The following is a 25,772-nucleotide window of genomic DNA, read 5'->3' as shown; positions in this document are numbered from 1 at the left end:
TTAACGCAGTTCATGCAGGAGATTCTCTCCAGTCATTTCTGCTGGTCGTTTGATATCAAGAAGTGCGAGTAAGGTTGGCGCTACATCAGCCAAAATACCCACCGGTGATTGCGAAAGAAGCTCAAGTTTCACATCTCCGCCTTTCGGGCGATGCTTGACGGTGGGAGCAACTAGGATCAGAGGCACAGGATTAACGGTATGTTCTTTGTCAACATCTCCAGTCATAGGATTCAGAAGCTGTTCGGCATTGCCATGGTCGCTGGTAATTAGGATGCAATCGCCTTGACTTTCGGCCAACTCAAAGATCTTGCCCAAACACTGATCCAAAAATTCTAACGCTTTCACCGTTGCCGCCAGATCTCCGGTATGACCGACCATATCAGGATTTGCATAGTTAACGATTGCAACATCAAAACTGTCACGCGACCAAGCAGTGAGTAATGAATCGGTAATTTCGCGAGCCGACATTTCAGGCGCCTCATCGTAAGTGCCAACCTTGGGCGAATTGATAAGGATACGTTTTTCTCCGTCAAAAGGTTTCTCCACGCCGCCATTGAAAAAATAAGTAACGTGAGCATACTTTTCGGTTTCCCCAATATGCAACTGTCTCAAGTGAGCCGAAGCCAAAATACTCGCGAGTTGACGTGGCACTGGTTCAGGCAAAAAAGCGACCACGGAGTGCTTAAGCTCAATTCCATAATCTGTGAATGTCACAAAATGAATATTCCGTTCCTTACGGACAAATCCATCAAAATCCGCCCCTCGAAAGGCGGCGGCAAGTTGACGTGCGCGATCCGGCCGATAGTTGGCAAAAATTACGACGTCGCCATTTTGAATTCGCAACTCCTTTTTTGCAGGATTAATAACAGTCGGCCGAATGAACTCATCCGTTTCTTTGCGAGCATAGGCCAACTCTAATGCCTCTTCGAGCGTTGCCGCCTTTTGCCCTTCGCCGCTCACCATTGCTTGATAAGCGGCTTGCGTTCGTTCCCAGCGTCGATCGCGATCCATTGCATAGTAGCGACCAATGAGAGTTGCGTATTCGCCACCAAAACGCGCGCGAGTTTCTTCAATGCCAGGAAGATATTTTGCCAACGACTTTGACTCTGCGTCACGGCCATCAGCGATAAGGTGCAAAGCAACATGCTCGATTCTGTATGAATGAGCCAATTCCAGGAGCGCCTTAAGATGATCAATATGCCCATGCACGCCGCCGGCTGAAGCTAAACCAATCAGATGCAAAGTTGATTTGGATTTTTTAGCCTGACTACATGCCTCGCGTAACGGACGATTATCAAAAAATTTACGGTCGTCAATTGAATGAAAAATTTTCGTTACATCCTGCTCAACGACTCTACCGGCGCCAATATTTAAGTGACCGACTTCAGAATTGCCCATCTCCGCCCATCGCAAACCAACTTCGGTGCCATGAGCGCGTAAAGCCGTATATGGATAACTTGCTAAAATTCGATTGAGATTTGGTGTTTTAGCTTGGTAAATTGCGTTGCCTTTGGTAATGGGCGAAAGGCCAAAGCCATCGAGAATAATTAAAATAGCTTTTGGTTTTTCTTTGGCGCTCATGCCTGATTCTCCTGTAAAAACTCCTCAAGCCTAAGAAGCTGATTATACTTGGCGACCCGCTCGCCGCGCGCGGGAGCGCCGGTTTTAATGAAGGCCGCGCCAGTGCCAACGGCAAGATCAGAAATGAAGGTTGACTCTGTTTCCCCGGAGCGATGTGAGACGATAATTGTCATACCAGCCCGTTCTGCAAGGCGCACGGCCTGCAAAGTCTCGGTAAGTGTGCCGATTTGATCCGGCTTAATAATAATTGCGTTTGCCGCCTTTTGCTGAATTCCCATTGCTAGTCTTTTCGGATTGGTTGTGTAAAGATCATCACCGACAATTAAAATACTCGAACCGATTAGGGCATTCAGTTTCGCCCAACCCTGCCAATCTTCCTCGGCTAATGGATCTTCCAGTGAAGAAATCGGATAAGTTGAAATTAATTTTTTGTAGTACGAGTTGGAATCTAGCGGGTAGGTAACTGGTGTGAGATCGGCAATTGAACTCGCGGCAATATCCAAGGCCAAAGTGACATCACGACCCGGTTGGTAATTTGCGCCCTCAATCGTTTGAACTAAAATTTCCAATGCCTCTTCATTTGAGTTGAGCCGTGGAGCAAAACCGCCCTCATCCCCAAGTGCGATCGAGTGCCCCATTTTATGCAGAACCGCTCGCAGTTTTTGAAAAAGATCAGCGCCAATCATCAATTTTTCACGAAATGAACGCTCGTCGGCCGCCGGGACAATCATAAATTCCTGAAATTCCAGTGAGTTATCAGCATGTTTGCCGCCATTAATGATATTGAACATCGGCGTTGGCAGGCGTGACCCAGTCTTCAGACCCGCAAGTTCTTGAATATGCTTAAAAAGCGGTAAATGACGACTTTGAGCGGCGGCATCACAAACCGCTAATGAAAGCGCTAAAATTACGTTACCACCCAAAGCGCTTTTCTCTTCGGTGCCGTCGGTTGAAAGTAAGGTGCGGTCAATTTGCTCCTGCTGACTTGGGTCTTGACCTAGAATTAAACTAGCAAGTGTGTTCACATTATGTTTCGCCTGATCCATATCTTTGATTTGAGCGGCTTCATGAATCCCCGTTGATGCGCCTGCCGGAACCGAGGCACGACCACGAACACCATCATCCAACCAAACGTCGACTTCGAGTGTTTTATCGCTCCTGGAATCAAGTATGACACGCGCTTGAATCGACTTAATAACGCTCATATCCCTCCTTAATGATTACGTTTGGAAAAATGCCTTTAAGCCAACTTTTGATGCTTGAATGTTTATCATATCCCCTGACTGCGAGGGGTCAACTCCATTCAGGAGAGCCAGATAAAATGAAACGTAATCAGCCCAGCTCAAAAAACCGAATTGCTCATCAAGAAATGTATTGCCATCTTTAAGCTTGATCTGTTCTATTTGTAGGTGCCCTTGCTTGAGTTGAGTGCCCAAAGTTTCGTATTCTTCACGCAAACCTGTCGATTCGTATTGCGAACGGAGCAAAACGAAAGCTAATTCACTGGCAATACTTTGAGGAAATTTTAGATCGGCGATAAACGTATGAAAGCCTTCAGGTAGTTCAACTTCAACCGTAAAGGTTTTAGCATTTTCCTGAAGTTGCATTTGAAAACGATGTCGGCCTGCTCGAAGGAAATCAGGCGAAAGAATCACGGGGATCTTACCCATCAAACGTTGGGCGAGTTGTTTTGCTTGATTTTGTGGAGTCGACACTGACGGACGTAGAATTTCGGCACATTGGCGTAAGGTTTCAACTCCCTTGGCCAATAGATCCTGGGTTTCGAATTCAACAAAACCAAGGCGCTCGAGCGCCAATAAAGGCGGCATTATCAGATAACCAATCGCCGCTCGTGGTTGAGCACCATATTGAATCGAGAAATATGGAGCTCGGTATTTACGACAGAGAGCGGCTAAATCCCCACCAGCGCTAATACCGAATAACTTTGCCCCACGCTCACCAGCAGAGCGAAAGGCGGCAGCCACTTCGCGCGTGTTTCCCGTATAACTTATGGCAATGACCAACGTTTGACTGCCAACATAAGTTGGCAAATCCGGACCAGTCAAAACTTCAATGGGAATTGTACTAGTCTTTAAAGCGATCGCCTGTACAAATTCAGCCGCAACTCGACTCGCGCCAATGCCTAATAAAATCATCTGATTGGCTTGAATATAATGAGTTGGCAAAGTAATTGAATTCATTCCTTCCCAAGCCGCCATACATTGAGCTGGCATGTCTTCGATCGACTGGAGCATATTTTCACGATCAAGTGTCTGAAAATTTTCCTGAAGATCAAGGACGGGCATAAAACTCCTCTGCTAGACCATCGCTAGCGCCGCTTTATTCATTCTACGTTCGTGAATAATTTGTATTCTGTTTTGAATATGCGCAAGAACTGGTAAAAAATTCGGTGTTTTGACATACACTTCGGCCTCATCGGCGACTTTCTGTCGAAAACGGACTCCACCGAAGCCAATAAAGAGATCAACGACCGAGCGAGTATCTAAATCGCGCACGGAATCACCAATATAAATTGTTGGACCAAGTTTAGCGATTTCAGCTAAAACCATAGGAATGCCCTCATCAGTTGTAAGAATATTATCCTCATCAAAAGAAAGATATTTTCCGACGCTGTCGAATTCGATATCAACCGCGCAGACGTTGAGTGAAGGAATGCCAAGATATTTTGCAAGTTTAAGAATTGCGGTTCGATACCCTGGAGCAATAAGGTAGATGCGATGGCCTTGATCTTTAAGTGTCTGAATAACTTCTCTTGCACCAGGAACGATAGTTTCAAGATAACGCGAACCAAGCCATTGAACGTCTGGAAGACTGGGTTGCAAAAGCTCAAAACGACGCCGGAAAACTTCGGTAAATGACGCCTCGCCCTGCATAGCTTGCTCCGTAAGTTCATCGATCCCCTGAACTTTTAAGCGACGTGCTAGTTCAACCGGGCCCTCAATCGAAACCAGCGTGCTATCGCAGTTAAAGGCAATATTGAAAATTGTTTTTTCTGACATAAAAATCATTCTTAATTTGGTGGACCGTGGGAGAATCGAACTCCCGACCTCAGCAATGCGAATGCTGCGCTCTACCAGCTGAGCTAACGGCCCAGATAAGATGCATCTTATCAGATTTACTGGTACGTTACTAATGATGAAAATACTGACACTTTCGCCTCAAAAACCGGATTCGAGCGCTATTCAGGCGGCAGTTGAAGTGTTAAAACGAGGCGGTGTCTTAATTTATCCAACCGATACTTGTTATGGTTTAGGAACTGATGCGCGCAATCGGCGCGCAATTCAACGTCTCCTTGCCCTGAAAGATCGAGAGACTGGCAAAAAATTTTCTGTTATTGCTCAAGACCTTGAACACATTGAAAGGCTCGCCCAGCTTTCCGATTACCAACGCGAAACGCTGAAACGTTATCTGCCTGGATCGTATACTTTTATCTTACTCAATGCCGATTTCGGTATTTCTCCAACGAACACAATCGGTATTCGCATTCCCGACTACCCGATCACTCAAGTTATTTCGCAGACATTCCACGACGCCTATATTACAACCAGCGCCAATCTATCTGGACAAGGCGCCTTATACTCACTTGAAGACATTAAGAAACATTTTCTTCATGTCGTCCCTCAAGAATCTCAACCGGATTTGATTCTCAATGCCGGCGCTTTGCCACAAGTTCCTTCTTCAACTGTCGTCGATCTCACAACTACCCCGCCCACGCTGATCAGGCAGGGCAATGCACACTTTACTCCAATTTAATAATTGAATAATTTACAATCCCATCTGTTTTAAATATATTCAATGTAGAGAGGAGGTGAGTGAAATGAAATCATGGAAATTAGTAATTCTAACACTTGTCTTATTAACTCTTTCGGCGAGCGCTGTCTACGCAATTGCTTCCGAATGGCATTCGATGGAAAGCGACCTCATTCGCTGTGCTGATACTAAAAGCGGTAACGATTGCGGCAGTAATGCCGTTAAAAAAGGTACTGATCCTCTGCAGGAAGGACAAGTATCGGTGACAGAGGATGAAATTGACGTTCACCTTGAGGGTGCCTCTGCAGAGAAAACTTATAAGCTTTTCTTCATTAGTCTCAAGAATACTGGCGCGAATCCGGATGGCAATAACATTTACAATGGCACCAAAGTGTCAATCGGTAATTTTTCAACTAACGAAAGCGGAAATGCTAATGCCGAATTCAGTAAAAAAGCATCGGCCGCGCCACGCTTGGGTTACTTCTTAATTGAAAGCGTAGGGGACAATAAACGTCAATTTGCAACCGGCATCGACCAGATGTAAGTATAAGATATTAGCCGTTGCTCACAACAAGAGCACCCACGATCTGGCTCTCAAAAAGCCGTCCGGTTTTGTTTTGGTGCCGCGGGTGGGAGTCGAACCCACACGATCTTGCGATCACTGGATTTTGAGTCCAGCGCGTCTGCCGGTTCCGCCACCGCGGCACCGCCTGCTATATTAACAGGCTTTAATAGGACAAACAATGAGTTCTAAAGTCCTAGGGCTCGAGCTGAATTAATCACGCCATAACCAGTAGTCAAATCGTAGCCAGGTGTATCTAAATTGTCTGCCGTTGCAAAAATCCGAGCGGCAACTTCTTCAGCCGAACACTGATTATCGCTATTTTGGTCGCAAGCTGACGGGTAAGCAAGAAGTAAGCTTGCAAGTCCGGCAACATGAGGGGTTGCCATCGATGTTCCGCTCATGGTTCGATACCGATCTCTTCGATAAGTGGAATAAATATGATCGCCTGGAGCAACAACATCGAGCGCGGATCCATGTGATGACCAACGTTGTAATTCGTCCTCATCACCGACTGCGCCAACAGCAATTACGCCTGGATACGCCGCTGGATAATTCACGGCGGCGCCGTCGTTGCCAGCCGCCGCAACAACTACAATCCCAGTCTGCACCAGCCGAGTTGTGGCCTCCTGAAGTGTGGGAATGCTAACCGGCGTTCCAAGACTCAAGTTGATCACCTCAATCCCGGAATTGAGCGCCCATTCCATGCCAGCAAGAATATCTGAAAGATAGCCACGGCCACGCCGATCAAGAGCTTTAACTGCGTATAAGTTGCTCTTCGGAGCAACACCGAGAACGCCAAAACCGTTATTTTCCGCCGCTATAATTCCAGCAACATGTGTGCCATGACCATTATCGTCATCAGCGTTGGCCCAAGGATTTATGAGGTTGATACCGCCCTTAATTCTACCAATTAAATCCGGGTGATCGAGATCGATACCTGTATCAATCACCGCCACATCAATACCTAATCCAGTACTCTTTGCCTGTGCTCGATCGGCTTGGATTCGGGCAATGTTCCAGGTTAGAATTTGAGCCTGGTCGCGATGGCTTAAAGCAGAAATCTCAATATCTGGGTCAGCGTTCTGAATCACACCAGTGGCTATAAGTTTCGCCTCGCTTTCACTATTCAAATTCGCCGCCACGCCTTGAATAAACGAAAGTTTTCTCTTTACAAGCACACCTTGTGAACGAAGTTCGTTGGCGCACTTGTCAAGCGAAATTTTACATTTTACAACTTTGCGTTCGCCAACCTGAACCCGCGTTTGACTTGCTTCTGCAGGCAAGCTAATACTAAACCAAATCAACAATGCTAGACCAGTAATAAAAATTTTATAACTATTCATAAGCTACCTCTCAAACTGCGTTCTCCAATCACAACGAGTCTTGAGCGAGTTGTCAAGACCGGCCAGCAAGTTACCAGAGCAACTCGTTGGATGTCTGATTTCTCTCCCGGATTCAGGGCCTGAAACTCTTCAACATCCTGGGGTGAAATAATTTTGACCCCAGTAACTTTAAACTGGTAGGGATTTTGATTAAGCCACAAGGTAAAATTATCGTCTCTTTGCGCTTGGCCAAGGCTGGCAAAAACGGAACTATATCTGTGTGGATAGACATCGCTCGAGTGACCGGTAATAAAGGCAAGGGTAACACTCTCCAAAAACTCGCCCTCATATGCCAAACTTACGCCCCGTTCGAGCGCCGAGCGAATTTTACGCCAATCTTTTGTATTTAAGGGTGATGTCCAGGCGGCCTTTTCGATTGGAACCTCAATCCCTAAATTTTCGTATCTAAAAGTGTCAGCGACCGGCGCTTCAGCAATCCTCTTACCTAGTACACCAGCTTCAATCAGGGTCGGTTGAGTAAGTGAAAAAATGAGCGGCGCGTACCAAAATAATAACAAAAGCGAAAAAGCTAGAATCGAACGTAGGAATTTAACGACGAATTGATTTAACGGCGGCAATCTCAAGAGAACCCCAGATTAAAGCGAAGAAGCTAAGTAGACTTAAGACTAGTATCAGTTGCCAATTTATTTTATTCTTTTCAGCCCCAACCAAGACAGGTTGTTCAATGTGAGCTGAAGCAATTTTAGTGAGATTTTCTTCGGGTGTAGCATCTTCAGATAATCTCGATTCGTCATTAGAATTCTGTTTTTGCTCAACAAACGCAAGTCTTGTATTTTCATTCGCGCTTGCAACTTGAACTGGCGAACTTGGCATTTCAGGCGACTGATCTTCGGCAACACTAGCTATCACAGTTTCCGATAGATTGTTTTCACCGGTAGAATTTGATGATGCTTGTGAAATCTCTATTGAAGTTGCGGCGACTGGTTGTGTAACCCACACATCGGCAGTGTTTGAATTTTGCGATGACTGATTATCGATGTTCTCTGGCGATGCGAGAGCGCTTGCAGTTTGAATTTCTGGATCGGGCGTTGATTTCGCGGTGCCATTCCAGTTTCCAAAAATATTCACAACCTTGAGAGAAAACTTTTTAAGATCACTCCCAAACGAATTAAGGAAATTGACCACATTCGCCATGACATTAATATCGCCGGTTTTAATATTGCCAACTTTTGAATTTCGCTCAACCGTGTTAGCGCCGGTATTTGCGTTCAAAGAAAGCTGGTTGGAAACGTTGGCGGTATTGGTTACGTCAACTAAAACATCATTTGTTTGCTGGGCAGTATTCTCATTGAGCGAATTAGGACCCGTTAGTAGGCTGGAAAGTTCATTCACAATAAAATTACCGCCTGGCAATCCGAGAGCGCTCCCAGTCCAGTCACCCAAAACATTAAAGAGATAAAGTGTCGGATTGGCGCTGTTAGCAATATTTGTAACTCCACCCTCGATCCGCGTGCCGCCGGTTTCGATGTTTCCGACAGTACTATTGCTGGCGAGTGCGTTATTGCCTGTCTCGGTTTGAATGTCGAAGATATTATCGATTTGAGCGTTATTCGCCAGGGTAACATCGACAGTTGTATTTTGGATAGCAGAATTTGTATTTTCCGAATTTACGCCGGTGAGTTCATTGACCATGGGGAGAATAATATCACTCGCAAGGTCGCCAAAAATTGACCAAAGGTCGAGCGAAAAAAGCGTGTCCGGCATAAGTAGGTTAAGTAAATTGATGATGTTCAATGAAAGGTCGATCGTGCCGGTCGCAATATCGCCGAGCACTGTGTTGCTGGTGAGCGTATTATTGCCGGTATCGGCACTAATATCGATAACATTATCAATGTCGGCATTATTATCTGTAATTATACGTACCACGTTCGTGTCATTAATAACGTTTGTATTAGCTGAATTCACTCCAGTTTCATTGTTGCTTGGTAAATATAACCGATCCACTCCATCAAGCAAGAAAACATCACCACTTGCATTTGTTGTGATCTCGCCAACACCCACGGTACTGCCAGGGGCAAATTCTGAATTCGTAGCGTTGATGATGTTAATCGAACCTTGAATATCACCAGTCGTGAAACTTCCGACCATGGTATTGCTCGTAACTTCGTTATCGCCGGTCGCCGCATCTAAATTAAGATTATTGCCGACTGTGGCCGAATTTGTCGTTTCAACCATTGCCGAATTTGTGACACCGACGGCATTTGAATTCTCCGAGTTCGAGCCAGTTTGCTCATTCGTAAGTTCGCCGGCGCTGACTTGCGTGCCTTCAATCGCCGGGTCGGCTGAAGCGCTGGTCGACTCGATTGGTGCGACTGGTTCAAGCGGAGTGGAAGTTTGAACGCCTGGCTCTATTACGTTCGAGTTATTAGTGAGTTGTGCAACTGGTGGTTCATTTGAAATCACTGATGGTTCGGCTGTTGATGTTGAAGCTGGACCTTGTTCTGTGACTGGTTGAGGACCGATAGAGCCTTGGGGGCCAACTGGGGTTTGTGGACCAACCTGACCCTGGGGCCCCACTGGGCCTTGTGGACCAACTGGTCCGATTGGCCCAACCGCAAGGGCGGGCGCGATTGAAGAAAAACTCAAAATGAGTCCGACCATAGAAATTGCAAAGACTCGCCGGAATTTCTTAAATCTGGATTTGTGCATATATTCTCCCCGCTTCGATATTTGTGAGGCCGAGGAAGCAACTTCCTCGAGCCTACACAAACTTCGAACTTCCTTTATTTTAGTTCAAAATATTGGTGAAGCTGAAGTTAATTGACACGTCGCCGGTTGTAATATCACCAACAGTTGTGTTCGAATCAACGGTGTTATCACCGCTGTCGACATCAACATCTAGGTCATTGTCAACATCGGCATCGTTATCGACATCAACATTCAATGTGTTGTCCACATCGAGCGTGTTGCGATTAACAGAGTTAGGGCCGGTGGTATCGTTGCTGAAATCAGCATCGACATCCTGGTCGCCCATACTTGGCAACGTCACCTGTGACGCACCCATATTCGCGGTGTTCTCGACGGTTAGTTCCATCTCAAAGTCACCGGTTTCGATATCACCAACCGTTGTGTTGTTAGTAATGTCGTTGCCACCGGTATCAACATCAACGTCAAAGTCGTTGTCGATGTCGGCATCATTATCGACATCAATATCAGCAGTGCGATCGATATCGAGTGTATTGCGGTTGTCGGAGTTAGGACCGGTGGTATCGTTGCTGAAATCAGCATCAACATCACCGAGTTCCATATCCCCAAGCATAACTTCACCCGTGTTGAGCTCGGTCACAAATTCGCCTTCAACTTCAATATCGCCACCCTCGAAATCACCAACCGTGGTGTTGCTATCGATGGTGTTATCGCCACTGTCGGCATCGAGATCGATGTCGTTGTCAGCGTCAGCATCATTGTCGATATCTAAATCGAGATCGTCAGTGATGTCGAAGTCGTTGCGATTAACCGAATCTGGTCCTGTGATGTCGTTGCCAGCGCTTAGGTCAACGTCTGCCCAGGCTGAACCAGCACCACTCATGAGGGCAACTGCCGCAACTGCAGCCATTACCCGCATGCGGTTACGTGCGGAAATGAGATTGAGTTTCATAAAAACTCCTTTCCCATATATTTTAACTTGTAGGAGTATGCTTGTTTATGACTTTTGCGCCGCATACGAGAGCGAAAAAGTATCGACCTCAAAGATATTAGAGGAGTGGCAAGACAGCGCTTAAGCGATGCAAAAAATGTTTCTGGCGCGCCATGAGGTTAATGAGTTCGGGCGCATAAACAGAAATTAAAGCAAAACTCGCAAGTAACAAGAGTGTCAACAATGATCCGCTTGCGCCTGCTGGAAAAAATTCTTGACGTTCGGTGGCTAATTGCTTTTGAGATGAAACTGGGGCGGCTTGAGCAATTTGAGGCAATGCCGCGGGTAAGTTTGAGCTGGTTATTGGCTGGATTTGAGAAGGAGCAGAAGAAGAGGCAGGAGATGTTGTCGGCATCATGCCACCGCCAGTGGGAGTTGCTGACGATACGGATGGTTCTTCACTGGGAACATTGAGACGATTACTAACTGTCAAAGAGGCAATAATATTGCCGGTAGTTATATCTCCAACGGTCGTATTATGACTAACTGTATTGCCGCCAGTGTTAAGCGCTAGGACCACATTGGTTGTAGAATTGGCTGTGTTCGTTTCAGCTACGCTGACTGTGTTAGTTGTCGATGTTGTATTGACATTGGTACTTGAGGCGCCGGTTTGTTCGTTAGTTGATGCGATATTCACTTCACCGAGGTGATTTAATTCCTCAACTAATTCTGATAGATCGACTTGCTGGGTATTGATCTCCGTTTCAACTTCGGCCTCAACTTCGATGTCACCGGTAGTTATATCGCCGACGGTCGTATTATCAACCACTGTATTGCCGCCAGTATTAAAATTAAAATCCAAATCAGTATCTGCATCGCCCTCATTGCGAATATTGAATGAAATCGTTGTGTCCTGATCAATGTCATTTGCATTGGTCGAGTTGGAGCCAGTTTCTGTGTTCGCCAGATCACCTTCGAGCGCTAAGGCCGATACCGGTGATAAGACTAATGAGGCAATGTAAAACGTGACAGCTAGACCACGCATGAGTTCTCTGATACCTTGGTGCGGTTCAATCGCTCTAGTTGCGTCTTGCCTCATGCCTACCTCCCAAACTTGCTTATTTGTTGATTTGTTTTAATCTCTCAACGTTCGTAAGTAGAATTCAGACTTTTTTGCCGGTTTTCTTCGTATGTTTGACACTAGCACGTCCGTAGATCTTGTCAAGTTAGATATATTTTCTTTTCTCGTAAATCCTCACTCTCTGTCAAGTGCTCTGTGTAAAATGAATAATACCTATTGATTGACATGGAAGATTATATCAGGTATAGTGTGGTGTTTTTGAGTCAAAAAATGCAAAGTTTTATCACCTTCAATGAGGCTCTAAACGTTCAGAGGCATTTTGAATGTAGCCGGCGCAAGCGGCTGTTTTTTCATGGCTTTAAACAACTTCTTTATGGGGTCGGAATTGCGAGTATAGTCTTCCTGGTTCTATCTGGCCCGGCGCAGTTGGAACGCTTGCGTTTTGTTGTAAAAGATTTAGTTCAAGCTACAAACAGTGAAGGGAGCGAATGGTTAAGCCCATCGTCATTCTTAAATTATTCGGTCGATCACATCATCCCAACATTAGAAGATAATACCCTCCTCATTCCGACAATCGAAGTAAGGGCGCCGATTGAGTGGCAAATACCGCTTGTCGAGTCACTAAACGGCTTACAAAAAGGTGTCGTCCAGACGAGTGAATCAGTCCTGCCGGGGGAGATTGGACGAACATTTATCATTGGCCATTCTTCAGGATACTGGTGGAATCGTAATCCTTGGACAAAAGTATTTAGCGTACTGGACCGTCTTGCTCCAAGTGACGAAGTTTTTGTGCGCAAAGACGAGAAAATCTATCGTTATCGTGTCACTGGGAGCGAGGTTGTAAGGCCAACGGAAGTTCGAGTTGTGCGGGACGAAACTCTGACACAAAACCAACTCGCTCTGATGACATGTACGCCAGTCGGTACAACTTTGAACCGTCTAATAGTTTATGCAAGTCTCACAGATATATATCTGATTAACTGATTTGATATTCAGTTAAAATGCCTTCCGAAAGCACGCCCAATACATTGCCACCATACAGACTAATTAGTTGTATCGCACGATCAGATTCAAGTGTTAAAAGATTGATGTCATTACTGCCATCAAGATCAAGAATGTGGATTTCTCGCTCAATTTGAAAAACAACGTGGCCCTCATCGAGCATCGTCGCGCTTAAAATTGGTCTGGACAGGCGAGTAATAAGGCGCGCTGTCTCACCTTGAATTCGCCAAATTTCTCCCTGATCAAGACGCAGAGATGAATCAATGAATGGAGATAAAAATTCGTTTTTCGTCACCGAGCGTGTTCTAATTATGAGCGGTTCTTTAAAAAAAAGTCTCACCTTAGAAAAAACTTTTGTCAGCCCCGAATCAATAACCGCGAAATGATTCCAGGATATGTAGTCTGCATTTGTGACCTGGATCCTAACCGGACCCGGCAGAAGCTGGCGAACACGTTCGCCATTCCGTTCAAAAAGCTCTTGTTCATCCACAAAAACCTGAGCAGAAGCTGGCTGAACATCTAACACTAAAAGCCCTGTCTTCTCAACGGCAAGGGTTCGAAAATCAATGTCATAGCCATTTGCTTGGGCGACCAAGATGCCTCCAGTCAATAACGTGAGGACAGTCTGAAGAATGAAAGCGGTTACATCCCACCCCGTCTGACCACGCAGTTGTAGCATAGAAGACAGTATACTGATAGGCTCTCACTAATGGAAAGCTATGAAATCATTGGTGGTCGACCTCTTATGGGGACGATTAAACTTTCAGGTGCCAAGAATCTTGCCAGTAAGTTGCTTTTAGCAACTCTTCTGACTGATGAAACATGCCTCTTGGAAAACATGCCTCGACATGGTGAAACCTTGATCGCGACTAATATTCTCGAACGAGCAGGGAAGAGAGTTGATTGGCGCGGAGTCGATAGCATTGAAGTTACATCTGCATCTCATCATAACTACGATTTGCGGCAAAGTGGCACAAACAGGTTACCAATTTTAGCAGTCGGGCCGCTCTTGCATCGCGATGGTCGAGCGCTCGTCCCCCTGCCTAGCGGTGATCGCATTGGAAATCGACCGATTAATTTCCATCTTTCAGCGCTTAAGAACTTTGGCGCGCAAATTTTTCAGTTTAGTGACTACGTAGACATTCAAGCAAACACTCTTCGTGGCACAAAAATTATTTTGCCTTACCCGAGTGTGGGTGCGACAGAATCAATTCTACTCACTGCAAGTCGCATTCCCGAGGAAACTCGAATTCAAAATGGCGCGACCGAACCAGAACTCTTAGAGCTTGCAAAGTTCTTGCGAAGTCTTGGGGTACGCATTGAACGTCATGACCGGACCTGGATAATCCTCGGCAAAAGCAAATTAAGTGGCGCTGCGCAAAAAGTGATGCCGGATCGAATTGAGGCCGTCTCATACGCCGCCGCCGCTCTCGCCACTCGCGGCAGTGTTTTAATTGAAGATGCTCACCTAGCTGTACTCGACAAATTTCTAACGTTCGTGAAATGTATAGGCGGTGTGTCCCAAACGACTGCTAAAGGAATCCTTTTCCAAGCCGATGGGGAACTTAAAGCCACTCATATTACAACCAATGTCCATCCGGGTTTTATGACAGATTGGCAACAACCCTCAACAATGATCTTACTTACCGCAAAGGGGAAATCAATAATTCATGAAACGGTCTACGATAACCGATTCGGCTATTTAGCCAGTTTTAAGACTATGGGCGTTGAGGTTGAAATTCACACTCAGTGTCCACCCGAACAGTCATGCCGTTTTGCAGACAAAAATTTTCCTCACGTTGCTTACCTGAACGGACCGATTCAACTTCGCGGCGCTGAAGTAATAATGCCTGACATTCGAGCTGGAATGGCACACGTGATCGCCGCTTTAATTGCGTCCGGCAAGTCAAGGCTAACTGGGGTGGAGCACTTGGATCGCGGCTACGAAAATCTGTCAGGGAAATTAATTGCACTTGGAGCAAATATCCGCCGACAGAAAAGTTAATGCTATGCCGTTTTTTTTACGCCGTCTGGCAATTGATTTAGGAACAACAAATGTTTTAGTTCATGTGCCGGGTCAGGGCATTGTTATCAATGAACCTGCAGTAGTTGCCGTTGATGCGGCAACCAATCAGGTCATGGCTATTGGTCAAGAAGCACGGGCAATGCTCGGCCGCACCCCTGAAAGTATTATCGCAGTGCATCCACTAAAAGATGGTGTGATTGCAAATTACCGTGTAACTCAAGCGATGTTACGCTACTTTGTAAATCGTCTGGGCGGACGTGTACGCTTTTTTCGCCCTGAAATTATGATCGCGGCGCCGGCTGGGGCGACTAGTACCGAACGCCGCGCTGTAATCGATGCCTGCATTGCCTCCGGCGCCAAGTCAGCTTACATTATTAAATCTCCGGTAGCCGCGGCGCTTGGCGCCGGCATTCCGATTGCATCACCCAGCGGGCACATGGTGATAGATATTGGTGGTGGCACCTCTGAAGTAGCGGTAATCTCTTTGGGCGATATTGTCGCCTCATCTTCAGTACGCGTTGGCGGGAATAAGATCGATCAAGCAATTGCAGGCTATATTCGTAAGAAATATAATTTAATCATCGGCGATCAAACCGCTGAAGGAGTCAAAATACAGATTGGAGCGGCTATCACGCCTAAAAAAGAATTAACGATGGAGGTCTCTGGCTCAAATGCCGTTACAGGTTTACCTGAAAGTGTGATCGTTACGACGAATGATACAGTTTTAGCAGTTAAAGAACCGATTAGCGAAATTATTGCAACCGTGAAGGACGTACTCCAGCATACACCGCCCGAACTTGCCTCGGATGTGATGGATAAAGGGATCGTCTTAACCGGTGGCGGAGCGCTTTTAACTCAAATTGATGATTTGTTTACTAAAGTCACCGGCGTGCCATGCCAACTTGCTGAAGAGCCAATGCTTTGCGTAGTCAAAGGAGCAGGGATGGCTGTTGAGCATCTGGAAGCATACAAGCGCTCTGTTCTCTGGGCAAAAAGTTAGAGAAAGATAAGTATGAATCTACATATCGGCCTCGACGGCTCACGAATTGCAAAAGCGCACTACACTGGCACGGAACATTACTCGCACCAGATTTTCGAGCAAATGTTTAGGGTGGCGCCGCATCACCGTTATACAATTTACGCGCCGGCATTGAGTACGAAACCGCTTAAAACCGCCAACGCGCAAGTTGACTGGCGCATTATTCCATTCCCCAAATTGTGGACACATGTGCGATTAAGCGCGGAATTTCTAATGCACTGTCACACTGATGTTCTTTTTATTCCCTCCCACACTGTTCCACTCATTCATCCAACGCCAACCGTAAGTACAATTCACGACCTGGGATTTAAACGCTTCCCCGAGTACTACAGTCGACTCGAGCGTGTCTACCAGGAGTTTGGTCTTACTCAAGCTCTGCGCGCCTCGACCAGGATTATAACTTTTTCAGCCGCCACTAAACGCGATATTCTTCATTATACTCAATTTCCAGCGAGTAAAATTCATGTAATCCATCATGGTGTTGATCGCGAGATTTTCCACCCAGTCGATCCACTCAGCAAGCCCTCTTTGCGCATCCATGAATACATGCCTTATCTATATTCAATCGGCCGGCTTGAGGCCAAAAAAAACACAGTCCAACTCCTGCGTGCTTTTCGGATTCTAAAAGAAAAATACCAGATGCCACATCATTTAGTCATCGCTGGCACACCTGGTCAATATGGTTATGCCGAAATTGAACAAGTTCTCAAAGAGCTACCTCAAAATACGCGTGACGACATTCATCTCCTCGGCTACTTAAGCGATCAGGCACACGCGACTTGGCTTCGATTCGCCAGTTGTTTAGTTTTTGTTTCGGGTTTCGAAGGTTTCGGTTTACCGATTGTCGAAGCCATGGCTTCGGGTATACCAGTTGTCGCGAGCAACATCTCATCGATGCCTGAAATCGTAGGGCCAGCTGGAATTCTCGTCAATCATACACGTGCTGAAGCAATCGCCGAGGGCATCCTCCCGCTTCTAAAACGTCAATATGTACAAAAATCATTACAGTCCAAAGGTCTGGAACGAGCAAAGCAATTCAGTTGGGAACGTGCCGCCCTAACAACGGTTGGAGTGCTAGAATCGGCGGTGCAAGAAGTTCGCAATGCGCATTGAACGATCTGCCGGCGGTATTGTCGTGCGTCGTAATCCTAAACGTGGCATCGAAATTCTTGTGATTCAGGATTCTCATGGAGGTTGGGCATTCCCAAAAGGACGTATTGAACCTAACGAAACACCTATCCAAGCGGCACGACGCGAAACTCGTGAGGAAGTTGGCTTAGATGATCTCATTCTGATTCGTTCTCTAGGAACAAGCGAATTTTGGTTCCACGATCGCTTTGAACAGCCCGGAGAAAATGTGCATAAATTCATCGACCATTTTCTTTTTGAAACACTGATAGGAACCGAGCCAAAACCACAAATCAAAGAGAGAATCTTAGATCTTAGATGGGCAACTCCCACTGAACTTGAGCAAATAATTTCATATAAAACTCTGAAGCCTATTTTAAAACGCATCCGAGAGGTAAGCCGTGAGCTCGAAAATTAGTATTCCGTGTTACACCGTTAGTGAATTTAACTTACTGGTGAATAATCTGCTAACGGAACAAATCGGCGAAGCCTTAGTAAGGGGCGAGGTTAACGGGTACACGCTCCGAGCCAACGCCTGGGTGGGTTTTGATCTCAAGGACGGAACTAGTGTTTTGAGTTGCTTCGCTCATCGAACTCGCATTGGCACTGTGATCGAAGATGGGATGGAAGTGCGAATTCTGGGTATTCCCAGAATCTATCTCCCCTACGGTAAATATTCTTTTAATGTCTTGGCGATCGAACCTGTTGGTTCGGGCGCTTTGCATCGCGCTTATTTGCTACTTATGAAAAAACTTGAGGCAGAAGGTTTGTTTGCGCAAAAACATAAACAGATCATACCGCGCTTTCCCGACTCAATCGGTCTCATTACCTCAAGTCAAGGAGCGGCGCTCGGCGACGTGCGACGAATTTTGCGCGAACGTTGGGGAGGCTTTCGGCTTTATTTATTTCCGGTAAAAGTGCAAGGCACTACGACTGTAGACGAAATCTTGAATGCAATTAATTATTTCAATACCCACCATCCGGTCGATACGCTTATCTTAACCCGAGGCGGAGGATCTCTTGAGGATTTACAAGCATTCAACGATGAACGCTTGGCGCGGGTAATCTTTTCCAGCCGAATTCCAATCATCGCCGCAATTGGGCACGAGCGAGATGTCACAATCGCCGAATTAGTGGCTGATGCCCGGGCCGCGACGCCAAGCAACACCGCTCAATTAGCTGTGCCGGATCGAATGACACTCCAAGCCGAAATCAGCCATTCTGGTATACGAATCAAACAATTGTTCCAACAAAAACTTGAATCAAAACAAATATTTTTGCGTTCAACTTTTGCCATTCTAAGAAGGCCTATCCAAACTGCTCGCGTGGTGCTTGAAGGGTATGAGAGAATTTTAATAGCTGTTAACCCTCAAAGCGTTTTGAAACGTGGTTATTCGGTGACTACCAATGAGACATCAGGCAGAGTAATTCGAAGCGCCACTCTAGCCCTGGCAGGAAGTGTAATACGGACCCGAGTTGCCGATGGGTCTTTTGTATCTAAGGTTCAAATATGAAAAAACAACAATCATTTGAAGATCTATTGAATGCGATTGAAGAAATTACCACTCGACTTGAGAGTGAAAAGACACCGCTCGAAGAGGGTCTGAAGTTATATGAACAAGGGAATCGTCTCTTGCAATGTGCTCAAAAAAAACTTGCAACGATTGAACACGAGTTTATGATTATCCAGGAAAAATTTCAGAATAGGGGAGAACTCAATGACAACGATAAATTATCGGCAAATAATCAACGTCCGTAAAATGTATAAACTAGCTCGCCGTGATTCTCAAATCAGTGACACGGCTATCTCGACTATAAATAGGTTGCATAAAAACTCGATCTATCGGAATGACGTGTGCTTCTGGGCCGAGACAGTATGAATTTTGACCATCAGTTGGACGACCAATCATCGCTTCGAGTTCTGCCTTGGTTTTACCTTGAGCACGTGTGCGCAAATCGCTTAACATCTGCTGACGAACACGACTATAATTGCATGAACTTTGATTCCAGCGTGTTTGTTCAAAGGCGATCTGATAAATTTGAAAACGGGGCATTTGGATTAAAAGCATTACCCAAAACGCGACAATCGTTGAGGTAATAATCGTTCCCCCTACAAGCGCTGTCACCCACCGTAAAGCTAATTCATTCTGCTTGCGAGCAAGCACTAGCCCAATCAAAATAATAAAAACACCAAGTATGAATCCGGGGGCGAGTGAAAAAAGGGGATAGCTATTGATTTGGAGAATTCTCGCAAAGAAGCTAATCTTGCCTAAGACAAAAAAACTAAACCAAATCGAAAGAACCGGCACGCCAAGTGTAATCAATGCCAGTGCAAAACCACCAGTAAACATTAATGGATGAATTTTTTGAACAGTATTCATTCTTCCTTACAGCAATCTTATACGCAGGAACTCTACAATAACTTCTACAAAAAGGCTAGCGAAAGATAAATCATGAGTCAAAAAGAACCTGCGCTTGAGATTAAATCGCTTACTAAACGATATAGCGCCGTAACTGCGGTGCACGATCTTACGTTGACAGTTCAGGCGGGAGAATTTTTTGGTTTCCTTGGTCCAAACGGAGCTGGAAAATCATCCACAATCCACTGCGTCACCGGCATCGCAACCATTACAAGCGGAAAAATCAGTATTTTTGGTTATGACGCCGTTGTCGATTATCGCCAGGCACGGCAACAAATTGGTCTCTCGCCACAAGAATTTAATGTTGATATTTTTCTTTCTACTCGAAAAATTCTCGACTATATGGGGGGATACTATGGTATGCCAAGCTCAAAACGCAGACAGCGCATCGATGAACTTTTAGAACGTTTCAATCTTTCGCAACATGCGGACAAAAAATTTCAGACACTTTCGGGTGGATTGAAACGGCGTGTCATACTAGCTCGGGCCTTGATTCATGATCCAAAACTCTTGATTCTCGACGAACCCACAGCGGGTGTCGATGTTGAGTTGAGATTAGAACTCTGGCGTTACTTAAAAGAATTGAATCGTGAAGGGAAAACGATTATTTTAACTTCACATTATCTAGAAGAGATCGAAAAATTATGTTACCGAGTCGCTATAATTTCCCAAGGACAATTGGTCGCCAATGATACTCTAGAGAAGCTCACTAAAGGCAGTCAACGCCTTGAAGACATCTATCTGAATTTAACACGGAGTATGAAATGATTAGAAACTGGACTGGACTTTATACGATAATTCAAAAAGAAGCAGAACGTGTTTTCAAAGTTTCAATTCAAACTCTAATTACGCCCTGGATTAGCGCTCTTCTTTATATTTTTGTTTTTGGACAAGTGGTCGGACAGAGAATTAATTTTATTGAAGGCGTGGAATATATCGACTTCGTGCTCCCCGGCATTCTCATGATGAATGTTTTGATGGCGGCGTTTTCCCAATCTTCGTTCTCCCTCTACTTTCAACGCTTTGCCCGCAATATTGAAGAAATTTTAGTCTCGCCTCTTTCGTATGCAGAAATGATTATCGGCTACGTGATTGGGTCAATGATTCGGGCCGGAGTTGTCGGAGTTGGAATTTATTTAATCGCTGTTTTATTCAGTGCGGCTAATCTAAATCATGTTGGCGCATTTTTGTTCTACATGATTTCTGTTTCGATTATTTTTGGTTTTTTGGGGATTTTAACTGGCCTTTGGGCAAAAGGCTTTGAACAGCTCAATATTTTAAATACGTTTGTGATTATGCCTTTAAGTTTTGTTGGCGGCGTCTTCAATTCAATCAATATGTTGCCCGCAAACCTTCAAACCATTGCGCGCTTTAATCCGTTTTTTTATTTTATCGACGGGATTCGTTATTCAATGATCGGTATTAGAGAAACTAATCCAACTACTGGTCTGATATTAATTTTAGTGTCAATCACGGGTCTGTCGATTCTAACCGTCAGTCTTTTCCGACGAGGGTATGGCTTGAGGACATAGAGCTTTTTGGAACGATCGATAAGCTAGTAAAAAACAGTTGAGGCGCAGAGGAGAGATTGAGACTAATTGAAGAGTGGATAAAATTTGCTCGGGTTGAAAATTTTTAACTTCTGACAGAGTTCTATCGATTATTTGTTCGGCAAGCACAGAGGCGCCCACATGTGCAAGAGCGCAACCTTTAACCTCTGCTCCAACAGCTTGAATAACCATCTGCTTATTTACTACGAACGTGAGATATATAGAGTCAGCACAGTAAGTATTATGAAGCTGACTCTCGTAATCTGGATTAGCCAAAGGCGGCGTGTAGCGAGGGGTATAAAAATAATCAAGCACTAATTCTGAATATAGACTTTGCATTTAGATGACAATTCCTATCCTTTTCAAAGAACGACCCAGAGCGGCGAAAAATCTCTCAACATCATTATAAGAAGTATACATACCAACACTTAAACGCACGGTCGCAGGAATTTTTAGGGATCGATGTAAAATTTCAGCACAGTGATAACCGGCTCGAACTGCAACCCGCTCTTCAGCTAATAAACTTGCGATATCATGTGCATGCAAACGGTTACTCCAAAAAGCAAGAACACCTGTGCGCGATTCTTCACTGTTCGGTCCTAAAATTTGGATACTGGGAAATTTTTCCAACTTCTTGAGGAACATGTTTAAGATGTTTGTTTCATGGATACGAAGAGCAAACCAATTGAACCTATTAAGATACTGAACAGCCTCACCTAGACCGAGGATTTCTGCAATCGCAGGAGTACCGGCCTCAAAGCGTTGGGGAATGCCTTGAAGTTCGTAGCCACCATGCCAAACTTTAGTCACCATCTCGCCGCCGAGGTTGATTGGCTTCATCTTCTCGAGCAAGGCTCGACGAACAAAGAGGACACCGACACCGGTTGGACCGTAAATTTTGTGGCCAGAGAAAACCAAAAAATCTGCTCCCAATTCAGCAACATCGACTGGCAGATGCGGCACAGCTTGAGTTGCGTCAACGAGTACTTGGCAATCTGATTGATGAGCGAGGTCGATAATTTTTTTAACTGGAAAAACGCAACCTAGAACATTCGAAACGTAAGCAAGGGCCACAAACTTCACACGTCTATTCTTCAGTTGGGCCTGATACTCTTGCAATGGGAATGCTCCGTTTTTAGAAATGTCCAAAATCAAAAGTTCTGCGCCAGTCTGCTGGCACACTTTTAACCAAGGCAAAAAATTGGAATGATGTTCTGCCGAAGTTGCAAGAACAACCTCGCCAGGCTGTAAACACGCCTTGAGGAAAGACTGTGCGACTAGATTAATGCTCTCGGTTGCGCCTCGAGTGAATATTATTTCTCTGGCAGATGCGTGAATAAAGTCAGCTACTGCCAAACGCACGTTCTCTAATTCAGCTGTCGCCACAAGCGCTTCGTAGTAATCTGCTCTATTAACGCTAGAGTATTCACGTTCGTAGAATTTTTGTATTCTATCAATAACGCATTGGGGCTTTTGAGCGCTTGCGGCTGTGTCTAAATAAACAACGTTCGGATTAAATCTAAAGAAAGGAAAATCTTTTCTAGTTATATGCTCTACGACCGTTGAATTCATAAACCATACTCTCTTATTTTTTCTCGTGCCGGCTCAAAGAGACTTTGAACCAAAAGATTCTGGGCCTGGGCCTGCGTTAAGCCACGCGACATGAGATAAAACAACTCTTCATCACTGATGCGTCCAATACTTACACCGTGCCCGGCTCGGACCTCATTTTCTTCAATCCCAAGAGAGGGAATTACTCGTGTGCGCGCCTTGTCAGAGAGGAGTAAACTTTTGACAAAAAAATAGGTGCTGGAATTTTTAACACCGGTTGGTAAATTAATCGCGCCGTTGACTGATAATTGACTCATTTCAAAAAGAGCGGCAAAAATTTTGATATCGGATTGCGTCTTAGGCGCACGGTGGTGAATCTGAATGTCGAACTGAAAATTATCTTGAGCTTTACCAAGAAATGTTGAGATAATTATTAATTTAACGTTCGTAGAAATTATGTCGACATACAGAGAGAGGGAATCGGATTTGCTCTCTACGCTAATAGGTAAAAAATACTCACCGGCTTTTTCTAACACAAAGGTGTTTCTTCTGGCTTGAATGCGCAAGAAATTTTTCATCCAACTGATCCTTCCATTTCAAGTTCGATTAAGCGATTAAGTTCAATAGCGTACTCAAAAGGTAAAGATCGCGTGATTGGTTCAATGAAGCCATGAATTATCAAAGCAAGCGCCTGTGCTTGGGGAACCCCTCGACTTTGCAGATAAAATAATTGATCTTGACTAACTCGTCCGACGCTGGCCTCATGAGCGATGGCAACGTCGTCGTTCATGATCTGCATATCAGGCAAGGTGATTGAGTGTGAAATATTATCCAAAAGCAAGGCGTCGCAATTGACCGAGACTTTGGTGTTAGTTGCTTGATGTGCAACCTTGACTAGTCCTCGATACGTTGCTCGCCCGCCATCCCGACTAATTGATTTACTCACGACCGTGGAAGATGTATTGGGTGCGCCGTGAATAACTTTGCCACCCGTATCCTGACACTGATTTTTACCAGCATACGCTAGGCTTAAGATTTGAGCCTGGGCGCGCTCACCAACAAGAACCACACACGGATACTTCATTGTTACCCCGCTTCCAATGTTGCCATCGATCCACTCCACCTTTGCATCCTGATAAGCGATCGCTCGCTTAGTGACTAAGTTGTAAACATTATTCGACCAATTTTGAATGGTCGTATAACGCACCTGCGCGCCAGGCTTAGCAATTACTTCTACCACAGCCGCATGAAGCGAATCTGAAGCGTAAACTGGCGCGGTGCACCCCTCAACGTAATGCACACGAGCGCCTTCTTCGGCGATAATCAACGTACGCTCAAACTGACCCATATTCTTAGCGTTGATTCGGAAATAAGTTTGTAGAGGTACATCAATTTCGACACCGGCAGGTACATAAACAAAACTACCGCCGCTCCATACAGCGCTATTAAGAGCGGCAAATTTATTGTCAGCCAACGAAACTACTGTACCTAAATAGCGCTTTACAAATTTTGGATATTGTTGAAGCGCGCTATCCATATCAGTAAAAATTACACCTTTGCTCGCCAGATCCGCCTCTAGGTGTTGATACACCACTTCAGATTCAAATTGAGCGCCTACGCCAGCAAGAAAAGCTCGTTCTGCTTGCGGCACACCGAGTCGCTCAAATGTTTGAGTAATCTCCGGCGGCACATCTTCCCACCGTCGATATTGATCCTCGGTCGATTTGATATAGTAGGTAATTTGCGAAAAATCCAGACGACTCAAGTCTGCACCCCAAGTTGGCAGAGGTTTGCTCCAAAAAACCTTGAGCGCTTGCAGGCGACGCGTCAGCATCCAAATAGGTTCTCGTTTGGTATGGCTCAAAAAACGAATTACAGACTCATTTAAACCGGTCGGTGCCTCAAGGTAGGGTATGTGGCGGGTTGAAAACCCATACTTTTCTTTGTACCCGAGCGCGAGATTAAGCGTTTTGGAAACCATGCTCTGCCCAATTTGTTATCAGGTCGTCTTGACCGGAAAGCGCAAGTGCGCCTTGACGAATGATATGAACGCGCTTAGGCGCTTCGATATAAGACAGGAGTTGCGGAGAATGGGTGATCAGAACAACACCCTGCTCACTTGTCCGCGCTCGATTAAGTAACCCCCCAATCAAACGCAAGGCGTCGACATCGAGGCCGGAATCACACTCATCTAGGATGGCATATTTTGGTTCAAAGAGGAGAAACTGCATAATCTCACAGCGCTTGCGTTCGCCGCCAGAAAAACCATCATTTAATGTGCGAGCCAAAAATGAAGCGTCTAACCCGAGCAGGGCAATTGCGCTTTGCAATTTCTTGCGAAACTCTAATACCGAATAGGTGGACTTCTTTTGACTCTCCCTCACCTGATTAACCGCTGAACGTAAAAAACTTTCAAGTTTCAAACCAGGAATAGCCACCGGAGTTTGAAAAGACAGAAAAAATCCGATTTGCGCTCGCTTGTCAGGAGTAAGAGCGAGCAGATCCTGACCGTCGAGCATGGCTTCACCCGAAGTGATACAATAATCAGGGTGCCCCATGAGTGCGGCCGCAAGCGTGCTCTTACCTGAACCGTTTGGGCCAAGTAAAACATGCATTTCTCCAGGATTTACAGCTAAAGAAAAATTTGACACGATTTGTTGCGAACCAACAGAAATCGATAAGTTATTGAGTTTCAGCATAGAGCACTCTAGTCCTTATAACTTCATTAACATCCCTCAAGAGATTATACATTTCACGTTCGCTCATACCATGCAATCTAGCGCCTCCAGCAAGCGTGTCCCATTCATTCAGAAAACAACCAGCGCAGTGTAAACCGTAAGCTTGCAGAACTTCTTTAAGCACAGGATAATCTTTAATAAGTTGTCCGATTGGCTCTTGGCCATTTATTTGCATACGTCAATAAGATAGCAAGGTAAGCATAATAGGGGAAATAATAACCGAGTCCCCAAATAATACTCATAAAATTGTTAAGGAGTACATCTAAATTATGAAAATCTTACTCTATGTACTCATAGCCATAACCACCGCAACTACGTTAACAGGTTGCGTAAAGGAGAA

At 45.2% G+C, this 25,772-nt stretch carries 28 protein-coding genes and 2 tRNA genes; 11 read left to right on the top strand and 19 right to left on the bottom strand.

Features of this window, described 5'->3' with window-relative positions:
* From HYW32_03865 to HYW32_03845, 5 genes are all read right to left on the bottom strand, one after another.
* Window positions 1–1,581: a 2,3-bisphosphoglycerate-independent phosphoglycerate mutase gene (locus tag HYW32_03865; protein MBI2590125.1), complete on the bottom strand. Its 1,581-nt coding sequence runs from the start codon at window positions 1,579–1,581 to the stop codon at window positions 1–3.
* Window positions 1,578–2,786: a phosphopyruvate hydratase gene (eno, locus tag HYW32_03860; GenBank protein MBI2590124.1), complete on the bottom strand. Its 1,209-nt coding sequence runs from the start codon at window positions 2,784–2,786 to the stop codon at window positions 1,578–1,580. Before eno ends, HYW32_03865 begins: the two co-directional genes overlap by 4 nt.
* Window positions 2,787–2,801: 15 nt before the next feature.
* Complete coding sequence (locus HYW32_03855; protein ID MBI2590123.1) at window positions 2,802–3,887, bottom strand: SIS domain-containing protein; 1,086 nt, start codon at window positions 3,885–3,887, stop codon at window positions 2,802–2,804.
* Window positions 3,888–3,899: 12 nt separating this feature from the next.
* Window positions 3,900–4,601, bottom strand: coding sequence for an HAD-IB family phosphatase (locus HYW32_03850; protein MBI2590122.1), 702 nt, complete (start codon window positions 4,599–4,601; stop codon window positions 3,900–3,902).
* Between the two features lie 17 nt (window positions 4,602–4,618).
* Window positions 4,619–4,694 (bottom strand) — tRNA-Ala (locus HYW32_03845).
* A 40-nt stretch (window positions 4,695–4,734) separates the two neighbouring features.
* Between HYW32_03845 and HYW32_03840 the strand changes: the two genes are divergently transcribed.
* Both HYW32_03840 and HYW32_03835 read left to right on the top strand, forming a co-directional pair.
* Window positions 4,735–5,355, top strand: coding sequence for a threonylcarbamoyl-AMP synthase (locus HYW32_03840; protein MBI2590121.1), 621 nt, complete (start codon window positions 4,735–4,737; stop codon window positions 5,353–5,355).
* 64 nt (window positions 5,356–5,419) lie between these two features.
* Complete coding sequence (locus HYW32_03835; protein ID MBI2590120.1) at window positions 5,420–5,896, top strand: hypothetical protein; 477 nt, start codon at window positions 5,420–5,422, stop codon at window positions 5,894–5,896.
* Window positions 5,897–5,970: 74 nt separating this feature from the next.
* On the opposite strand, the gene HYW32_03830 is transcribed toward HYW32_03835, so the two are convergent.
* The 6 genes from HYW32_03830 to HYW32_03805 form a co-directional block, all read right to left on the bottom strand.
* A tRNA-Leu gene (locus HYW32_03830) sits at window positions 5,971–6,057 on the bottom strand.
* Between the two features lie 45 nt (window positions 6,058–6,102).
* Window positions 6,103–7,260, bottom strand: coding sequence for a S8 family peptidase (locus HYW32_03825; protein ID MBI2590119.1), 1,158 nt, complete (start codon window positions 7,258–7,260; stop codon window positions 6,103–6,105).
* Window positions 7,257–7,817 carry a sortase gene (locus HYW32_03820; GenBank protein ID MBI2590118.1) on the bottom strand — a complete coding sequence of 187 codons (561 nt, stop codon included), beginning with the start codon at window positions 7,815–7,817 and terminating at the stop codon, window positions 7,257–7,259. Before HYW32_03820 ends, HYW32_03825 begins: the two co-directional genes overlap by 4 nt.
* 31 nt (window positions 7,818–7,848) lie before the next feature.
* Window positions 7,849–9,969: a collagen-like protein gene (locus HYW32_03815; protein MBI2590117.1), complete on the bottom strand. Its 2,121-nt coding sequence runs from the start codon at window positions 9,967–9,969 to the stop codon at window positions 7,849–7,851.
* 79 nt (window positions 9,970–10,048) lie between these two features.
* Window positions 10,049–10,885, bottom strand: a complete 837-nt coding sequence (locus HYW32_03810; protein ID MBI2590116.1) for a hypothetical protein — start codon at window positions 10,883–10,885, stop codon at window positions 10,049–10,051.
* 130 nt (window positions 10,886–11,015) lie between these two features.
* Window positions 11,016–11,996, bottom strand: coding sequence for a hypothetical protein (locus tag HYW32_03805; GenBank protein ID MBI2590115.1), 981 nt, complete (start codon window positions 11,994–11,996; stop codon window positions 11,016–11,018).
* Between the two features lie 207 nt (window positions 11,997–12,203).
* On the opposite strand from HYW32_03805, the gene HYW32_03800 reads away from it, so the two are divergent.
* On the top strand, window positions 12,204–12,962 hold the full coding sequence (locus HYW32_03800; GenBank protein MBI2590114.1) for a class E sortase: 759 nt from the start codon (window positions 12,204–12,206) through the stop codon (window positions 12,960–12,962).
* On the opposite strand, the gene HYW32_03795 is transcribed toward HYW32_03800, so the two are convergent.
* A complete protein-coding gene (locus HYW32_03795) occupies window positions 12,955–13,659 on the bottom strand; it encodes a hypothetical protein (protein ID MBI2590113.1) in 705 nt (234 codons plus the stop codon). The two genes, HYW32_03800 and HYW32_03795, sit on opposite strands and share 8 nt — an antisense overlap.
* 30 nt (window positions 13,660–13,689) lie before the next feature.
* Here HYW32_03795 and murA point away from each other — a divergent pair, with 30 nt between their 5' ends.
* From murA to xseB, 6 genes are read left to right on the top strand one after another with little or no spacing between them, the layout of a single operon-like run.
* Window positions 13,690–14,985, top strand: a complete 1,296-nt coding sequence (murA, locus tag HYW32_03790) for a UDP-N-acetylglucosamine 1-carboxyvinyltransferase (GenBank protein ID MBI2590112.1) — start codon at window positions 13,690–13,692, stop codon at window positions 14,983–14,985.
* A gap of 4 nt (window positions 14,986–14,989) precedes the next feature.
* Window positions 14,990–16,006 carry a rod shape-determining protein gene (locus HYW32_03785; GenBank protein ID MBI2590111.1) on the top strand — a complete coding sequence of 339 codons (1,017 nt, stop codon included), beginning with the start codon at window positions 14,990–14,992 and terminating at the stop codon, window positions 16,004–16,006.
* Between the two features lie 12 nt (window positions 16,007–16,018).
* Complete coding sequence (locus tag HYW32_03780) at window positions 16,019–17,158, top strand: glycosyltransferase family 4 protein (protein MBI2590110.1); 1,140 nt, start codon at window positions 16,019–16,021, stop codon at window positions 17,156–17,158.
* The gene (locus HYW32_03775) at window positions 17,148–17,591 is read left to right on the top strand and encodes an NUDIX domain-containing protein (protein ID MBI2590109.1); all 444 of its coding nucleotides are present in this window, start codon (window positions 17,148–17,150) and stop codon (window positions 17,589–17,591) included. Before HYW32_03780 ends, HYW32_03775 begins: the two co-directional genes overlap by 11 nt.
* Entirely contained in the window at window positions 17,575–18,687 is a 1,113-nt protein-coding gene (gene xseA / locus HYW32_03770) for an exodeoxyribonuclease VII large subunit (protein ID MBI2590108.1), read from the top strand. Before HYW32_03775 ends, xseA begins: the two co-directional genes overlap by 17 nt.
* Window positions 18,684–18,932 (top strand): exodeoxyribonuclease VII small subunit, encoded by a 249-nt coding sequence (xseB, locus tag HYW32_03765; protein ID MBI2590107.1) that lies wholly within the window; start codon window positions 18,684–18,686, stop codon window positions 18,930–18,932. Before xseA ends, xseB begins: the two co-directional genes overlap by 4 nt.
* A gap of 10 nt (window positions 18,933–18,942) precedes the next feature.
* Here xseB and HYW32_03760 read toward each other — a convergent pair whose 3' ends face one another.
* Window positions 18,943–19,554 carry a hypothetical protein gene (locus HYW32_03760; GenBank protein ID MBI2590106.1) on the bottom strand — a complete coding sequence of 204 codons (612 nt, stop codon included), beginning with the start codon at window positions 19,552–19,554 and terminating at the stop codon, window positions 18,943–18,945.
* A 72-nt stretch (window positions 19,555–19,626) separates the two neighbouring features.
* Here HYW32_03760 and HYW32_03755 point away from each other — a divergent pair, with 72 nt between their 5' ends.
* Entirely contained in the window at window positions 19,627–20,361 is a 735-nt protein-coding gene (locus HYW32_03755; protein MBI2590105.1) for an ABC transporter ATP-binding protein, read from the top strand.
* The gene (locus HYW32_03750) at window positions 20,358–21,125 is read left to right on the top strand and encodes an ABC transporter permease (GenBank protein ID MBI2590104.1); all 768 of its coding nucleotides are present in this window, start codon (window positions 20,358–20,360) and stop codon (window positions 21,123–21,125) included. Before HYW32_03755 ends, HYW32_03750 begins: the two co-directional genes overlap by 4 nt.
* Here the strand turns inward: HYW32_03750 and HYW32_03745 are convergent.
* Genes HYW32_03745 through HYW32_03720 form a run of 6 tightly spaced genes read right to left on the bottom strand, consistent with a single transcriptional unit; the run spans window position 21,081 to window position 25,607 of the window.
* On the bottom strand, window positions 21,081–21,482 hold the full coding sequence (locus tag HYW32_03745) for an iron-sulfur cluster assembly scaffold protein (protein MBI2590103.1): 402 nt from the start codon (window positions 21,480–21,482) through the stop codon (window positions 21,081–21,083). The genes HYW32_03750 and HYW32_03745 overlap by 45 nt on opposite strands.
* Window positions 21,483–22,715, bottom strand: a complete 1,233-nt coding sequence (locus HYW32_03740) for an aminotransferase class V-fold PLP-dependent enzyme (GenBank protein ID MBI2590102.1) — start codon at window positions 22,713–22,715, stop codon at window positions 21,483–21,485.
* Window positions 22,712–23,272, bottom strand: coding sequence for a SufD family Fe-S cluster assembly protein (locus HYW32_03735; GenBank protein MBI2590101.1), 561 nt, complete (start codon window positions 23,270–23,272; stop codon window positions 22,712–22,714). The genes HYW32_03740 and HYW32_03735 overlap by 4 nt, the downstream gene beginning before the upstream one ends.
* A complete protein-coding gene (gene sufB / locus HYW32_03730) occupies window positions 23,269–24,675 on the bottom strand; it encodes a Fe-S cluster assembly protein SufB (GenBank protein MBI2590100.1) in 1,407 nt (468 codons plus the stop codon). Before sufB ends, HYW32_03735 begins: the two co-directional genes overlap by 4 nt.
* The gene (gene sufC / locus HYW32_03725; GenBank protein ID MBI2590099.1) at window positions 24,656–25,393 is read right to left on the bottom strand and encodes a Fe-S cluster assembly ATPase SufC; all 738 of its coding nucleotides are present in this window, start codon (window positions 25,391–25,393) and stop codon (window positions 24,656–24,658) included. Before sufC ends, sufB begins: the two co-directional genes overlap by 20 nt.
* A complete protein-coding gene (locus HYW32_03720; GenBank protein MBI2590098.1) occupies window positions 25,377–25,607 on the bottom strand; it encodes a DUF1858 domain-containing protein in 231 nt (76 codons plus the stop codon). The genes sufC and HYW32_03720 overlap by 17 nt, the downstream gene beginning before the upstream one ends.
* Window positions 25,608–25,772: the final 165 nt, after the last annotated feature.

The organism is Candidatus Berkelbacteria bacterium (genome assembly GCA_016187225.1).
GTDB lineage: Bacteria > Patescibacteriota > UBA1384 > JACPKC01 > JACPKC01 > JACPKC01.
The sequence above is the reverse complement of the archived record's forward strand: the minus strand, read 5'-3'. Positions and strand labels throughout refer to the sequence as shown.